Below are 15,127 nucleotides of genomic sequence, written 5' to 3' on the forward strand. Positions count from 1 at the left end.
ACCACCCCGCCCGCCCCAGGGTGGCGACCACGATGCCGGCGTGTGCTGTGCGCCTGCGCCTGCGCCTGCGCCTGCGCCTGCGCCTGACTGTGCCGAGCCCTGACCTGGGTGTGGTCGTCGGGCGGCAGACGCGGTGCGGTGCTCTGGACATTAGATCCACAGACTTGTCCGCAGCCACGAGTTCGATGCACTAGCATCGATATGCTGAACCGCTTCCGGTCCGTTTCGATACGAGGGGTGTCATGATTCGTCGTGCGATCGTCGTAGCTGCCATTGCCGTGTTCGTCTCCGTTGTCGTGCCGGGATCGCCGGCTCAGGCGCGGGCCTGCAAGATCGACCACCAATGTACGACCTACTACTATTCGGACTCATCGCACAGCACGCAGGTGGGCAGCCTCTACGAGGAGTGCGACGGATCCCGCTACAGCTCGGGCCGTCGGACGGGCTACCTCACCTTCTCGGAGATCCCGTGCCGGAGCAGCCGGTGAGCTGAGGCGCACGAGTTCGGCCGCCGAACGGCGGTGGCCGTCGGTCGCCGACGTCGGTCGACGTCCGGGACGGCGAGATTGCCGATGCTGTGCGCGAGATGCGACCACGAGGGCCGCACGCGTCGACGGCCGCTCCGCCTGCCGACGTTCAGCGCGGATGTGAGGTGATCGGGGAACCATCCGCAAAGGATGGTTCCCCGATCGGTCTCCGCGTCAGAAGCCGGAGTTGCCGGCCCCGCGGTAGATGGTGAAGGTGCTGCCGGGGTTGCTGAGACCGCCGGACGGTGTGCCGGAGACCCTCGTGTTGCTGAAGGTCGCGCTGCCGGTGACATTGTCGATGACAATGCCGTACGTGCCGGTGTTCTCGATGGTGACCCGGTCGAACGTGGTGCCGGTGATGGTTCTACCCCAGCTCATCAGGACACCCGCGTACGTGCTGTCCCTGATGGTCGTGTCGGTGATCTGGATCGGGGCGGTGATGTCGGCGGTGTCGGCGTAGACCCAGAGGGCTCCGAGTTGGGCGTTCCAGTTCGGTTCGAGGCCGCCGGTGCGGGTAAGGGTGTTGCGGGCGATGACCGTGGTGCCGGAGAGCGGAACCGGCGCGAAGCGGGTGCCGACCGCGATGCCGGCGGAGGCGACCACGGTGTCGGACATCAGGTTGTCGGTGACGCGGTTGCTGGTGCCGCCGTAGACGCCCACGGTGTTGGCCAGCATCGGTAGCTGCAGCGTGTTGAAGGTGAACGCCGAGTTCGTGACCGGACTCCCCTCGGACCACATGGCCAGCGCGTCGTCGCCGGTGTTGCGGACCGAGGACTGGTCGATGCGGGTGTTCCTGACGCTGCCGTTCAGGTTGACCCCATCGGCGTAGGTGTCCCGGATCCGCATACCGATGACGTAGAGGCCGTCGGTGCCGTCGTCGGCCCACAGGCCGACCTTGGAGTGGAAGACGAGGATGTTCTGCAACATCGAGCCGGCGCCGAAGTTGCCCTCGAAGGCGGCGTCGTCCCCGCCGTCGTTGCGGACGGTAGAGTCGCCGGAGATCGCCAGGTCGAAGATCTGGACGTTGCCGCCGGTGGCGAAGAAGCCGCCCTTCCCGTTCGTGCCCATGAGGGTGGTGTGCCACGGGCCGGCGCCGCGGATCGTCACGCCCTGCACATTGATCCTTGACGAGATCCGGTAGGTGCCGGTCGGGATCCACAGGCCCTTGCCGGCGGATTTCGCCGAGTTGAGCGCGTTGGTGAGCGCGGCGGTGTCGTCGCCGCCGCCGGGCGGCGGCGCGGAGGTGTAACCGCTGGGCGCGGTTCCCGCGACGGCCTGCTCCGTGTCGATCAGGTCGATCGTGTAAGTGGAAGCGGTGTCTCCGGCGTCCTTCTGCAAGGTGAGCACGGTGCCGGCCGGCCAGTCGCCGATCAGGGTGCGGCTCTCGTCGTAGAAGCGGTGCGCGTTGCCGTCGGCGGGGTTGTTGTTGTACGGGTAGTCGCCGTAGACCCAGGCGTGTCGCGAGCTGAGGTTGAGGTCGCGCAGGTGACTGCCGTTGGCGTACAGCGAGAGGGTGGCGTTGGTGTTGTCCGGCACCGAATACCGCACGGTGAGCGCGTTCGCCGGCTTGGTCAGGGTGAACCGGACGTACTGTCCGGTGGCCCTGAGCTGCACGGCACGCCGGCCGGATGACTCCGAGGCGATGGTCTTGTAGGTGCGGTCGGCGGCCAGCACGGTGCCGTTGGTGGCACCGTTCTCGGCCTCGAACTCGGTGTAGGGCAGCGTCGCGCCCCGCTCGGCGAGCGCCTGCGCGCCGGTCACGTTGATCCGGTCGATCGCCACGTCGCCGCTGTCGCTGGCGTCGCGCCGCAGGGTGACGGTGTTGAGCCCGGCGCGGAGCGTCAGGTTCGTGGTGACGGTCTGCCACCCCGCACCCGCGGGAAGGGTGAGCTGCCCGGCCCTCACCCCGTTGGCGTAGACGGAGAGCGTACGGGTCGAGCCGGTGGTGTTGCTGAACCGGACCGTGGTGGCCCTGGTGCCGGCGGACGGCAGGTTCGGGGTGAGGACGACCCGCGCGCCGGTGGTGCTGAAACCGGTCAGGTGTCCGGCTCCGGAGTATCCGCCGACCGAGGTGGCGACGGACGGCCCACCGGAGTAGAAGCTGCTCTCGGCCTCGAAGGCCAGGCCGCCGGTGCCGGGCGGCGGCGTGGTGGGCGGGGTGGTCGGAGTGGTGGTCGTGCCGACGGCGAGGTGGTCCAGGTTGACGTTGCCGGTGTCGGCGGCGTCGAACGTGATCGCGACGGTGTTGGCGCCGCTGTTCAGAGCGGCCGTGACGGTTTGCGTGCCCCAGGTGTCCCAGTTCGCGGTGGCGGGCAGGGTGATCTGCTGGACCATGGCGCCGTTGACGTGCAGTGACAGGGTCTTGGTCGACCCGGTGCCGTTGGCGTAGCGCAGGGTCAGCGGGGTGTTGCCGGCGGTGGCCGCGGTCACCCGGAAGGTGGTGGCGGCGCTGCCCCTGTTGCCGTCGGTGTACCCGCCGACGAAACCGGCACCGGTGTAGCCGGGGTGGTCGGCCTCGATCCGGGTGCCGCCGCTGAGCGTCGCCGACTCGGCTTCCAGTCGTCCGGCCGGCGCCGCGGGGATGGGCGCGACGCTGAGTTCGTCCAGGTTGACGTTGCCGGAGTCGGAGGCGTCGAAGGCGTACGCGATGGTGTTGGTGCCGGCGACCAGCGTCGCGGTCGTGCCGGCGGTCTGCCAGCTGTCCCAGTTCGCGGTGGCGGCCAGCGAGAGCTGTTGGGCCCGGGTGCCGTTGATGTAGAGCGACAAGGTCTTCGCCGAGCCGGTGCCGTTGGCGTAGCGGATCGACAGGGTGTGCTGGCCGGCGGTGGGGTTCGCGACCGAGAAGCTGGTCCTGGCGCTGCCCTTGTTGCCGTCGGTGAAGCCGCCGACGAAGCCGGATCCGCGGTACCCGGCGTGGTCGGTCGCCACCGTCGCACCGCCGGTCAAGGTGCCGTTCTCGGCCTGTAGGGTGGCGGTGGCGGCCAGGGTGGGTGCTGCGAGCAGGGCGGCGAGGACTGTGCCTGCGAAGATCGCGGCTGCCGCGATGGGGGCGCCGCGGCGGAGATGCCTCATGAGGACTCCAATGTGGGAGGGGATTGGGGCCGGACGTTAATCCCCGTCACATCGGCGTAGCAAGAACGAAATTTTCCTCGGGTAAACCAGCGCCGGAACCCTGTCAGGAAACAACAGAAATCTGAGCGCCGCGCTGACCTGCGGATAGACGCGCGCCGCGGTGGACCTCACGCTTGCAAGATCGGCAAGTGGACGGTGCGGAGCCTCCAGAACTTTCGTGGTTTCCGCGCCTCAGGTGGTGGGTGTCGGTGCCGGTCCGGTGGAGCCGCGGACCACCAGTTCCGGCTCGTGCAGCAACTCCTTGGGTGCGGTCACCGTCGTGCGCCCGCCGATCTGGTTGACCAGCAGGGTGACCGCCGCCCGGGCCATCGACTCGATCGGCTGTCGCAGTGTGGTGAGCGGCGGGTCGGCGTAGTTCATCAACGCCGAGTCGTCGAATCCGACCACCGACACGTCGTTCGGCACGTTCTTGCCGACCCGGCGGGCGGCCCGGGTCGCGCCCAGGGCCAGCACGTCACTGCCGCAGATCAGCCCGGTGGCGCCGGCGTCGATCAGGTCGGCCGCCGCCGCCTGGCCGCCCTCGAACGAGAACATGGCGTGCGAGATGAGGCCGGACACGGTGTCGGCGGAGCGGCTGGTCAGGTCACGGAAAGCGGCCACCTTGCGGTGCGACGGCTCGTGGCCCTCGGGACCGATCAGCAGCCCGATCCGCCGGTGGCCCAGTGAGGTCAGATGCCGGTGCGCCATCTGCACCGCGGCGACATCGTCGGTGGAGACTCGCGGGAACCCGGGGTACGGGTTGGCCGCGTTCAACATCACCACCGGCACGCCGCGACTGAGCAGCTGATCGTGCTCCTTCTCGGTCAAACCCCCGCAGAACACGACGCCGGAGACCTGTTGGTCGAGCAGCATCGTGGCGTACTCGGCCTCGGTCAGGCCGCCGACGGTGCGGGTGCAGATGACCGGGGTGAAGCCGAGCTGCACCAGCGATCCGCCGACCGCCTCGGCCAGCGCCGGAAAGATCGGGTTCTGTAGCTCCGGCAGGACCATGCCGACCAGGCGGGCGCGGACCCCCCGGAGCTTGGTCGGCCGCTCGTAACCCAGCACGTCGAGCGCGGTGAGCACCGCCTGGCGGGTGGCTGCCGAGACACCGGGCTTGCCGTTGAGCACGCGGCTCACGGTGGCCTCGCTGACGCCGACTCTCACCGCGACCTCTGCGATCTTGCGAGTCATGGCCAGGAGCGTAACCACTAACGTCAGCGCAACGAAGTTTACGGTCTTTCTTGCGCTCGATTCGATGATTTTTGCAGGTGTTTGCCGCCCTATTGCGTCCGCATTGCGGCCCGCCGTACTTTGTGGCCCACACCACCCGCAGCACGGCCCACCCCACCCGCAGCACGGCGCTGACCTGCCCGACGGGTGCCACCAACCCTTCAAGAACTCGGAGCAGCGATGATCACACGGAACAGGCGCCGCCTTCTTACCTCCCTTGCGCTCACCTGCAGCGTCGCCCTCGCGCTCACCGCATGCGACGGCGGCGGCGAGCCGGATGCCGGCGGTACCGCTTCCGGGCCGGTGACGATCACGGTCAACAACATGCCGCCGGAGACCGAGCGGATCCCTCGGGAGACCTTCCTCGCGGACGTCGCCGCGTTCGAGAAAGCCAACCCGAACATCAAGATCGACCCCAGGGAAGGGAAGATGGACCCGGCCACCTTCTCCGCCAAGCTGGCCGGTGGGCAGCTGGAGAACGCCTTCTACGTCTACTTCACCGATCCCGCCGGCCTGATCGCCCGCCGTCAGGCCGCCGACATCACGCCGTACCTGAAGGACTTTCCCGACATCGAGCAGATCAAGCCGAACCTGCTGAAGGTGTTCGGCGACGGCCAGGGCAGGACCTTCGGCCTGCCCGAGGGCAACTACACGATGGGCCTCGTCTACAACCGCGTCCTGTTCGAGCGGGCCGGCCTCGATCCCAACAAGCCGCCGGCGACGTGGGACGAGCTGCGCGAGTACGCGAAGAAGATCGCCGCTCTCGGTGGTGGCATCAACGGCTACGGCGACTACAGCAAGAACAACACCGGCGGCTGGCACTTCACCGCCGAGATGTACACCCGCGGTGGAGACGTGGCGACCAAGGGCGCCGACGGCAGGTGGACCGCCTCGTTCAACAACGACACCGGGCGGGCCGTCCTGCAACTGCTGAAGGACATGCGCTTCACCGACCGGTCCATGGGCGAGCGCCAACTGCTCGAATGGGCCGACCTTCTGCAGCAGATGGGCGCGGGCAAGCTCGGCATGTACCTGGCGACCGCCGACAACATCCCGACCATCGTCTCGCAGTACAAGGGCAAGGCGGCGGACTACGGCTTCGGCCCGGTCCCCGGCGGACAGGGCGCCCTGGGCGGTGGCGGCGGCTACATGTTCAGCCCGAAGAGCACCCCCGAGCAGATCAAGGCGGCCATGGCCTGGGTGATGTTCCGGCACGCCAACCCGGACCGCATCGCCGAGGGCAAGGAACGCGACGCCAAGAACAAGCTGCCGGTCGGCCTGCCCGAGCCGAACATCTTCACCGGCCGGGCCGGCGAGGTGTACGACGAGGCCAGCAAGAAGTTCGCCAACGTGCCGACCGAGAACTTCGCTCCGTTCGTCACGGCGCAGCCGACCATCACCTTGAAGGTGGAACCGCCGGAGGCGCAGAAGATCTATGCGGTCCTCGACCCGGCGATGGCGGCCGTGCTGACCAAGCCCGACGCGAACGTCGACCAGCTCCTGGCCGACGCTGAGAAGCAGGTCAACAACATCCTGGCCACCGTCAAGTGAGTGCCGGCCCGGGGGGCGGGCACGCCTCCCGGGCCGCGCAGGAGAAAGGCGACCTCTCTCGATGGCGACGATCACCTCGGCTGCCGGCCCGACCAGCACCGCGCGACCCAGGAACCGCGCGGGCGTCCGCCGTCCCGGGCAGCTGCGCCGCCGCCTGGGCGACAACCTGATGGCGTACGCGTTCCTCGCCGCCGGCCTGGTGTGCTTCGCGTTGTTCTCCTGGTATCCGCTGATCCGCAGCATCACCCTCAGCTTCCAGCAGGACAACCTGGTTACCGAGCCGGTGTGGGTGGGATGGGACAACTACCGGGCGCTGTTCGACGATCCGCTGTTCCTGACCGCGATCAGGAACACCGTCCAGTTCACCGCCCTGGCTCTGGTGTTCGGCTACGTCGTCCCCATCGCGATGGCCATCCTGCTGAATGAGCTACGGCACTTCAGGACCTACTTCCGGCTGGCCGTCTACCTGCCGGTGATGCTGCCGCCGATCGTCTCGGCGATGCTCTGGCAGTTCTTCTACGACCCCGGGCAGGGACTGTTCAACACGCTGCTGGACGGCGCGCACCTGCCGACCTCCCAGTGGGTGCAGTCGCCGAGGACCGCGATGCTCTCGCTCGTGTTGGTCTCCACCTGGACCAACATGGGCGGCTCCGCCCTGATGTACCTGGCCGCGCTGCAGTCGACGCCGCCGGAACTCTACGAGTCCTCCGAGCTGGACGGCGCCGGGCTGTGGCGACGGATCTGGCACATCACGCTCCCGCACATGCGCTTCATCATGCTGGTGATGCTGTTGCTCCAGATCACCGCGACCATGCAGGTGTTCATCGAGCCGTTCCAGTTGACCGGCTTCACCAACCCCGACACGATCACCGTGATGACCCTGATCTACCGGTACGCGTTCGCGGTCAACCAGGACTTCGGGCTCGCCGCGGCGCTCAGCGTGCTGCTGTTCATCGTGCTCTCCGCATTCGCCGCACTGTACCTGCGGATCACGAGGGAGGCCTGATGTCCCGCACGCTGATCTCCGAGATCGCGCTCCGGCGGCCCCGGACCCGGGCGCTCTACTTCACCGTCCTCGGCCTCACCACGCTGGCCGTCGCCGCGGTGTTTCTCTACCCGGTGTACTGGATGGCCACCGCCGGGCTGAAAACTCCCGCCGAGTTCGCCGCCCAGACGGTCACCGTGCTGCCGGAGAACCCCGGTGTCTCCTCCTACGCCGACGCCTGGGACCACATGCGGATCCCGCACTTCTTTCTCAACACCGTCTACTACGCGGTGGGTGGGTGGATGGTGCAGCTCACCGTCGACGTCTGTGCCGCCTACGCCCTGTCCAGACTGCGGCCGATCTTCGGCAGGGCGATCTTCGCGGGGATGCTGGCCACCCTCATGCTGCCGGTCGCCGCGCTGCTGGTGCCCGCCTACCTGACCCTCGTCGACCTGCCGATCCTGCACCTCAACCTGCTCAACTCGCCCTGGGGTCTGTGGTTGCCGGCCGCCGCGAACGGTTTCAACATCTACGTCCTCAAACGCTTCTTCGACAACATCCCGCACGAGATTCTCGAGGCCGCCGCGGTGGACGGTGCGTCCCGGCGAACGACCCTCACCAGGATCGTGCTGCCGCTGTCCCGACCGGTCCTGGCCGTGATCTCCATCTTCTCGATCATCGGCATGTGGAAGGACTTCCTCTGGCCGATGCTGGTCATGCAGGATCCGGAGAAGCAGACCCTCTCGGTCGCGCTACAGCGGCTGTCGGCCACCAGCCAGGTGCCGCCCACCGAGATGATCGCCGGCATGACCCTCGCCTCCATCCCGATGATCGTCATCTTCGTGGTCTTCCAGCGGCACATTCTCGGCGGACTCTCCGCCGGCGCCGTCAAGGGCTGACCCGGCCCCTTCCCACCCTCGCTGTCTTGGAGTACTGCCTTGCCTCGAACCGTTACTCGAAGTGACCAGTGGTGGCGCTCCGCAGTCATCTACCAGGTGTACGTCCGGTCCTTCGCCGACGCCAACGGCGACGGTGTCGGCGACCTCGCCGGCGTCCGCGAACGCCTCCCCTACCTGGCAGAACTCGGCGTCGACGCCCTCTGGTTCAGCCCGTGGTTCGCCTCTCCCCAGGCGGACGCCGGGTACGACGTCGCCGACTACCGGGACATCGATCCGCTCTTCGGCGACCTCGCCGACGCGGAGGCGGTGATCACCGAAGCGCACGCGCTCGGCCTTAAGGTGATCATCGACATCGTTCCGAACCACGTCTCCGACCAGCACGCCTGGTTCAAGGCGGCGGTCGCCGCCGGCCCCGGCTCACCGGAACGGGAACGGTTCTGGTTCCGGCCGGGCCGCGGCGACCTACCCCCCAACGACTGGCAGTCGGTGTTCGGTGGGCCGGCCTGGACCCGGGTCCCGGACGGGGAGTGGTACCTGCACCTGTTCGCGCCCGAACAGCCGGACGTCAACTGGAACAGCCCGGACACCGCCGCCGAGCACGAGGACGTCCTGCGCTTCTGGTTCGATCGGGGCGCGGACGGCATCCGCATCGACTCGGCGACCATGCCCGCCAAGGATCCGGACCTGGCCGATTTCGATGCCGCGAACCCGCCGCAGCCGCACCCGTTCATCGACCGCGACGCCGTCCACGACATCTACCGGGCCTGGCGAACCGTCGCCGACGAGTACGATCCGCCCCGCGCACTGATCGGCGAGATCTGGCTGGACAAGCCGGACCGGCTGGCCATGTACCTACGGCCCGACGAGATGCACACCGCGTTCAACTTCGACTACCTGAACTGCGCCTGGGACCCGAAGGCGCTACGACACGTCATCGATGCCACCATCAAGGCGCACGTTAAGGTCGACGCGCCGCCGACCTGGGTGCTGTCCAACCACGACGTGACCCGGCACGTCACCCGGTACGGCCGCGCCGACAGCAGTTTCGGCCACACCACGCGCCAGCACACCACCCCGGTCGACCTGGCCAAGGGCACCCGTCGCGCCCGCGCCGCCCTGATGCTCAACCTCGCGCTGCCGGGCTCGGTCTACCTTTATCAGGGTGAGGAGTTGGGACTCGACGAGGTCGACGACCTCCCGGCCGCCGCCCGCCAGGACCCGATCTTCTTCCGCACCGGTGGTCAGGACGTCGGCCGGGACGGCTGCCGGGTACCGCTGCCCTGGTCGGGGACGGCACCGCCATTCGGCTTCAGCTTCTCGTCGGCCGGCGTGTCGCCGTGGCTGCCGCAGCCGACGAACTGGGCCACCCGGACAGCACAAATCCAGAGTGGTGACCCGGAGTCGATGCTCGAACTCTATCGCACCGCGCTGCGACTGCGCCGTGAGCACCTGAACGAGGCCGGCGCGGACCTGGATTGGCTGCCCGGCAGCGCAGAGGTGCTGAACTTCACCCGGCCCGGTGGATTCACGTTCCTGGCCAATCTGTCCGACCAGGCGGTTCCGCTGCCAAACGCTTCGTCGGCCGGCTCGTCGGCTGTCGAGGTGCTGCTGGCCAGTGGGCCGCTCACCGCTGGTGCGGTTCCGCCGGACACCGCGGTCTGGCTGCGCACCATCTGATCAAACCTGCCGCGCCGGGCCTGCTGCGTGCGCCCGGCGCGGCCACCGCTGCGGCCCGAAGGTGCCCGCTACTGCCATGATCTCCCCTCGGCCACCAGCCCACCGGAGGCTCGGCCGAGCAACGCCGTTTCCCGGTCCTCGCCGGTGCGGGAGGAGGATGACGGGGCCGTTCGCCGTACGGCCGTATACGGTTCCGTGCCAGGCGGTCGTAACGGTGGGGGCGATGCGGTTTGCCTTCTTGTCGGGTAGTTCCCAGAGCCACTTCCCGCTGTCGTCGAAGGCGCCCGCCCAAGCCTGGCGTTGGTCCTGGCAGATGGTGACGCTGCGGTCGTCGTGGCGGCAGGTGATGTTGTAGGCGGTGGCCTTGCGATCCGCCGGTGGCGGTCACGATCTTCGGGCGGGCCCGCCTGATGGTGATCGTCACTGCGGGCCCGGTGCGCCAGCGCTCCGCGCCGCTGTCGATGGCGAGTGCACGCGCGACTGGGTCTTGGGGAGTGTAGCGACTTTGGCCCACTGCCGCGACCCGCCGGCTGACCCAGCAACCCCACGCCCGAGCAGCAGCACGGAGGGACCCGGCCCAGCACGGGCCGCCAGCATGCCGGGCTTCCCGGCAGCCTCAGGCTGCTCGGGACTGTTCGGCGCGTTCTCGGAGCAGCCGGTGTTCCACCCGGATCAGCCGCAGGAATGCCACCAGGCCCACCCCGCCGACCACGTTACCGAGCACCGACCAACCCAGTACGCCGAGCCAGTCGAGGTAGCCGAACGGGGCGCGCCCGGTTGCCAGTGCGGCGAACATCAGGATCGAGTCCAGCACGCTGTGGAGCAGTTGCCCGCCGGCGAGCAGCGCGCCGAGGAGCAGGGCCGGCACCAGTCGGACTCCGAGGCTGTCCGTGGCGTGCTGCATTCGGGTCATCAGGGTTATCACCATGCCGGCGAGCACCGCCAGGACGAACGAGCGCAGGTTGATGCCCAACTCGGCGTAGAAGCGGCCGGTCTCGATCGCCGTCTCGCGCAGCTCGGGCAGGCCGGTGACGATCAGCCAGGCCAGCAGCCAGCCGCTGACCAGGTTGCCGGCCAGGGTGACCACCCACAGCCGCAGCAGCGAACCGAGCGACTTGCGTCGAGCGGCCACCGCGGTGACGGGTACCAGAAAATTCTCGGTGAACAGCTCGCTGCGGGCCAGCAGTAGCGCCACGAAGCCCACGCTGAACGCCAGCCCAGCCAGCAACGGCTGGCCGGTGGCGTGCTCGACCAGCAGGTACGCTAGCACCCCTGTTCCCACATCGATGCCGCCGAGCAGCGCGGTGGCGATCAGCGGCGGCCAGGGCCGGGCCAGCCGCGTCTCACCCTCCTCCACCAGCCGGTCGTATGCCTCTTCGAGCTCGGGCTCCGGTCGCTCGGGAGCAGCCTGCTCGACCCAGCCGGCCGTGCGACCCTCTTCGTTCATCCCCCCGCCTTACCCGAACTGGCGCGGGCTAGACGAGCTATTCCACCAGGTCAGTGGTCTTCGGCGGTCGTCTGGCCCCTGAGGTTCGGGAAGTGCGAACTGAGCTTCGCAGTGGCAGCGGGTCACACCGGCGATGGTCGTCGGTTGGATCGCATCGCCGCTAATCGAGCAGTGGCCGCCTACAAACTTGATGACGGAGACGCGTCAGGAGTCAGCGGTCCAGCGCGCTGCCGAGCCGCTTGAGGGCGGGGCGGGTGGCCGCCGAGGTGGCGGTGCAATTTGGGGCAGCCGGCCGGGCCGGCTCGGCGGTGCCGGCGATGCGCGTCGCCGCGTACAGGATGAGCTTGACGGTGACGGGCCGGCGGACCTGTCGCTGTGTGGCACGCTGCTCGTCGAGGCCGCCCTCGCGGCGGCCCGCTGCGCCGACGTGCGGGGCGCGCTCGAACTGGTCAGCGAGGCGGATGGTGGAGGGCGACGGTTGGCGGTGGTTGCCCGTCGCGCATCGTGCCGCCCAACTGGTCGACGTCAGCCGCGCCGGCCGAGGTACGCCATCGACCTGTCGCCCGCGACCTGGCAAGCCGACCGGCTCGGCAACCGGACGTCCCGCCGGCCGTGGTCCGGCTCGCCGGCGCCCTGGTGCCGTAGGGGTCTGACTCCGAGCGATGTGATCGCGACGTGCATCGTCGATGTGGTGTCCGGCGGACCAGCCATGGTTGCCGTGCCCGACGCGGCGCGGACGGCATCGAAAAGGCGGGTCACCCGGATCGCGTTCTCGTCGCTACGATGACGCCCCCGGCGTCGATCAAGGCGCCACCGCGGGGAGGAGACACCCACATGAAACCCCTCAGATCGGCTGCCCCGATGACGGTTCTCGCCGTCGTGGCCGCCGTGCTGACCACCGGCTCCCCGGCCTCGGCCGCCGATTCGTACGACATACCCCTGAAGAGTTGGACCTATCTCGACTCGCAGAGCCCGAAGACGAAGTTCGTCGACGCGGACGTGACACCGCCGGTCGGTACGTCCCGGGACGACGCCGGCCGGACGCACACCTACCGGTCCTACTTCACCTACGACCTGACCTCGTTGAAGGGGACGGTCGTCCACAGCTCCTACGTGTGGGCGAACGAGAAGACGGTCACCGACTGCTCGGCCCCGGCCACCATCGAGGTGTGGCGGACCGGGCCGGTCAAGGACACCACCACCTGGCTGCGTCCGCCGGCCGAGGTCGAGAAGCTGTCGACCGCCGAGCGGGGCGCGGGTGCCTACTGCCCGGGCTACCTGGGCGTCGACATGGCTGCCCAGCTCAACGAGGCGCTGGCCCGGCGCGAGAAGAGCATCACCCTGGAATACCGGGTGACCGCCGGCCAGGAGGCCGACGCACGGACCGGTCGTACGTTCGTGAAGCCGCTGCTCAGCGCGACCGCGAACCACCCGCCCACCATCACGGGTCTCCAGCTCAAGTATCCGGACCGGCCGTGCGGCACCCTGGCGAAGCCGTCGCCGGCGGCACAGCACACGGTGTTCGCCGCCACCGCCAGTGACGCGGACGAGGGCCAATACCCGACCGTGCGGTACGCGATCTGGCCGGTCGACCATCCCGACCAGCGTCGCGAGTTCCACGACTACTACGGCACCGACCTGAGCGAGTACGCCGACGGCACGGTCCTCGCCTGGCAGGCGCGGGCCAGTGACTACGACGACCAGGGCCCATGGAGCAAGACCTGCTACCTCGTCATGGACCGGACCGCCCCGGCGAATCCGCCGGTGGTGTCGTCGCGGACGTACCCCGAGGGCGATTCGCCGGGTGGCGGCAACGGCATCGAGGGAACGTTCCGCTTCGACGGGGCCGGCGACCGGGACGTGGTCGGGTTCGTCTGGCGTGACTCGATGGGATATTCGGGGCAGCTCTCGGCCAAGCGCCCGGGCGGCTCGGCCATCCTGAAATACACCCCGAAGCTGCGGTTCAGCACCGACCTCTACGTCGCGTCCGTCGACGCGGCGGGCAACCGCGGGCCCGAGCGCGACTACCGGTTCCGGGTCGCCGAGACGGCGCCGTACGCCGATGTCGTGGTGAACGGCGTCGGCCTGCCCAGCACGATCACGTTCCTGGCGCGGAAGGCGGAGACCACCGCGTTCGGTTACCAGCTCAAGGACGGCTCGGAGGTTCGCCTCCCGGCGATCGACGGCAAGGCCACCGGATCGATCACGTTCACCGCGACCGGCCAGGTCGACGTGGCGGTGCGGAGCTACGTGAAGAACAAGCTGATCGGGCAGGAGACGCTTCAGGTCTGGGTGACCGACGCGCCCGGCGTCGAGTCGGCGGAGTTCAACTTCGACCACGACCAGGTCGCCGGCACGGTCGGTTCGTTCCGCTTCACCCCGCACAGCGACGACGTCACCGCCTACGAGTACAACCTCGACGGTGAGTGGAGCACCGTCCCGGCGGCGGACGACGACACCGCGGTGCTGTCCTGGACGGCGACGCCGGGCTGGCACTCGATGGTCGTCCGGTCGGTCCGGGCGGACGGCTCGACGTCGATGGAGACGGACTACCCGTTCAACATCATCGACACGCGTCCGAACGCCTACGCCAGCGACCTGAGCAGTTGGCCGCGTCGGGACGGGGTCGGCGTGCCGTTGCGCGTCGAGTTCCAGAGCCAGTTGCCGGACCTGACCGGGTTCGTCTACCGGTTCGACGGCGGCGCCGAGCAGACCGTCTCCACCGAGGGCAACCCGTACGCCTACGTGACGGTCACGCCCACGCACGCCGGCGACAACACGGTGGTCGTCGAGGCGCTGTTGTCGGACGGTACGCGATCGCCCGCCACCACCTACACGTTCGGCATCTGGTCCGGTCCCGTGGTCTCGCAGACGCCCGAGGGCAGCGGCACCGTCGGCCGGCCGATGACGTTCACGTTCCACCCGGGGCTGCCGGACGTCGTCTCCTACCGCTACTCGCTGTACGGCGGCGACGAGCAGACCATCGCCGCCGGTCCCGACGGCACCGCGTCGGTCACGTACACGCCGACCTCGTGGGGCTACAACGACGTGCGGGTCACCAGCGTCGGCGCGGACGGCACCGAGTCGGAGCTGCGGATCGAGGCGTTCAGCGTCCGGGACAACCGGGTCGACGTGTACAGCACCTACGACTGGTCGCGGAGGGGAATCGGCTGGACCGGCTACTTCTTCTTCCACACCCAGCTGTTCGGCGAGGTGACCGAGTACCACTACCGGGTCAACGACGGCCCGGAGCAGGTCATCCCGGCGAGCACCGACGGCACGTCGACGCTGGTCGCGGTGCCGTTCGACCGCAACGGCACGAACACGCTGCACGTCCGGAGCCTGACGTCGGGCGGTGAACTCTCGCCCGTGACGGACTACGACTTCACGGTCGGCACCGCGCCCTACGTGGTGAGCGCCCAGTATCCGGACGGCACGTGGTCGGGCGGCGGCGGCGTTCCCGGCACCTTCGAGTTCAGCGGGGGCACGGCGGGAATCACGTCCTTCTCCTGGCAGATCGACGACGGCCCGTCGACGGACGTGCCGGCCGACAGCCAGGGGAAGGCGTCGATCACCTGGACGCCGACGCAGAACTACGAGACGCGCACCCTGTCGGTGACCGGCCACAAGGCGGACGGCACGGACACCGACACCACCCGCTACTCCATCTACGTCGCCAGCGGCGCCTGACGACCGG

At 68.8% G+C, this 15,127-nt stretch carries 10 protein-coding genes; 7 read left to right on the forward strand and 3 right to left on the reverse strand.

The genetic code is table 11. From position 1 onward, the window contains the following. The first annotated feature begins 242 nt into the window (after window positions 1-242). Window positions 243-488 carry a DUF6289 family protein gene (locus O7618_RS24915; RefSeq protein WP_278108551.1) on the forward strand — a complete coding sequence of 82 codons (246 nt, stop codon included), beginning with the start codon at window positions 243-245 and terminating at the stop codon, window positions 486-488. 213 nt (window positions 489-701) lie between these two features. Here O7618_RS24915 and O7618_RS24920 read toward each other — a convergent pair whose 3' ends face one another. Further along, window positions 702-3,599, reverse strand: coding sequence for a CBM35 domain-containing protein (locus tag O7618_RS24920; protein ID WP_278108552.1), 2,898 nt, complete (start codon window positions 3,597-3,599; stop codon window positions 702-704). Between the two features lie 231 nt (window positions 3,600-3,830). Next, window positions 3,831-4,832: a LacI family DNA-binding transcriptional regulator gene (locus O7618_RS24925; protein WP_278108553.1), complete on the reverse strand. Its 1,002-nt coding sequence runs from the start codon at window positions 4,830-4,832 to the stop codon at window positions 3,831-3,833. 342 nt (window positions 4,833-5,174) lie between these two features. Between O7618_RS24925 and O7618_RS24930 the strand changes: the two genes are divergently transcribed. The 4 genes from O7618_RS24930 (at window position 5,175) to O7618_RS24945 (ending at window position 9,983) form a co-directional block, all read left to right on the forward strand. Beyond that, on the forward strand, window positions 5,175-6,422 hold the full coding sequence (locus O7618_RS24930) for an extracellular solute-binding protein (protein WP_278108554.1): 1,248 nt from the start codon (window positions 5,175-5,177) through the stop codon (window positions 6,420-6,422). A gap of 61 nt (window positions 6,423-6,483) precedes the next feature. Beyond that, window positions 6,484-7,428, forward strand: a complete 945-nt coding sequence (locus O7618_RS24935) for a sugar ABC transporter permease (RefSeq protein WP_278108555.1) — start codon at window positions 6,484-6,486, stop codon at window positions 7,426-7,428. Continuing rightward, entirely contained in the window at window positions 7,428-8,306 is an 879-nt protein-coding gene (locus O7618_RS24940) for a carbohydrate ABC transporter permease (RefSeq protein ID WP_278108556.1), read from the forward strand. The genes O7618_RS24935 and O7618_RS24940 overlap by 1 nt, the downstream gene beginning before the upstream one ends. Before the next feature lie 39 nt (window positions 8,307-8,345). Next, on the forward strand, window positions 8,346-9,983 hold the full coding sequence (locus tag O7618_RS24945) for a glycoside hydrolase family 13 protein (RefSeq protein ID WP_278108557.1): 1,638 nt from the start codon (window positions 8,346-8,348) through the stop codon (window positions 9,981-9,983). A gap of 616 nt (window positions 9,984-10,599) precedes the next feature. On the opposite strand, the gene O7618_RS24950 is transcribed toward O7618_RS24945, so the two are convergent. After that, complete coding sequence (locus O7618_RS24950; protein WP_278108558.1) at window positions 10,600-11,430, reverse strand: formate/nitrite transporter family protein; 831 nt, start codon at window positions 11,428-11,430, stop codon at window positions 10,600-10,602. 190 nt (window positions 11,431-11,620) lie between these two features. Here O7618_RS24950 and O7618_RS24955 point away from each other — a divergent pair, with 190 nt between their 5' ends. Next, window positions 11,621-12,217 carry a hypothetical protein gene (locus O7618_RS24955; RefSeq protein WP_278108559.1) on the forward strand — a complete coding sequence of 199 codons (597 nt, stop codon included), beginning with the start codon at window positions 11,621-11,623 and terminating at the stop codon, window positions 12,215-12,217. Between the two features lie 74 nt (window positions 12,218-12,291). Next, window positions 12,292-15,120, forward strand: coding sequence for a hypothetical protein (locus O7618_RS24960; RefSeq protein WP_278108561.1), 2,829 nt, complete (start codon window positions 12,292-12,294; stop codon window positions 15,118-15,120). The last annotated feature ends 7 nt before the right edge of the window (window positions 15,121-15,127 follow it).

It is taken from the genome of Micromonospora sp. WMMD980 (assembly GCF_029626035.1).
In the GTDB taxonomy this organism is placed as follows: domain Bacteria; phylum Actinomycetota; class Actinomycetes; order Mycobacteriales; family Micromonosporaceae; genus Micromonospora.

Coding starts and splice junctions, on each gene's coding strand:
- O7618_RS24915 (WP_278108551.1), top strand. CDS start 243: ATGATTCGTCGTGCGATCGTCGTAGCTGCCATTGCCGTGTTCGTCTCC.
- O7618_RS24920 (WP_278108552.1), bottom strand. CDS start 3,599: ATGAGGCATCTCCGCCGCGGCGCCCCCATCGCGGCAGCCGCGATCTTC.
- O7618_RS24925 (WP_278108553.1), bottom strand. CDS start 4,832: ATGACTCGCAAGATCGCAGAGGTCGCGGTGAGAGTCGGCGTCAGCGAG.
- O7618_RS24935 (WP_278108555.1), top strand. CDS start 6,484: ATGGCGACGATCACCTCGGCTGCCGGCCCGACCAGCACCGCGCGACCC.
- O7618_RS24940 (WP_278108556.1), top strand. CDS start 7,428: ATGTCCCGCACGCTGATCTCCGAGATCGCGCTCCGGCGGCCCCGGACC.
- O7618_RS24950 (WP_278108558.1), bottom strand. CDS start 11,430: ATGAACGAAGAGGGTCGCACGGCCGGCTGGGTCGAGCAGGCTGCTCCC.
- O7618_RS24955 (WP_278108559.1), top strand. CDS start 11,621: ATGACGGAGACGCGTCAGGAGTCAGCGGTCCAGCGCGCTGCCGAGCCG.
- O7618_RS24960 (WP_278108561.1), top strand. CDS start 12,292: ATGACGGTTCTCGCCGTCGTGGCCGCCGTGCTGACCACCGGCTCCCCG.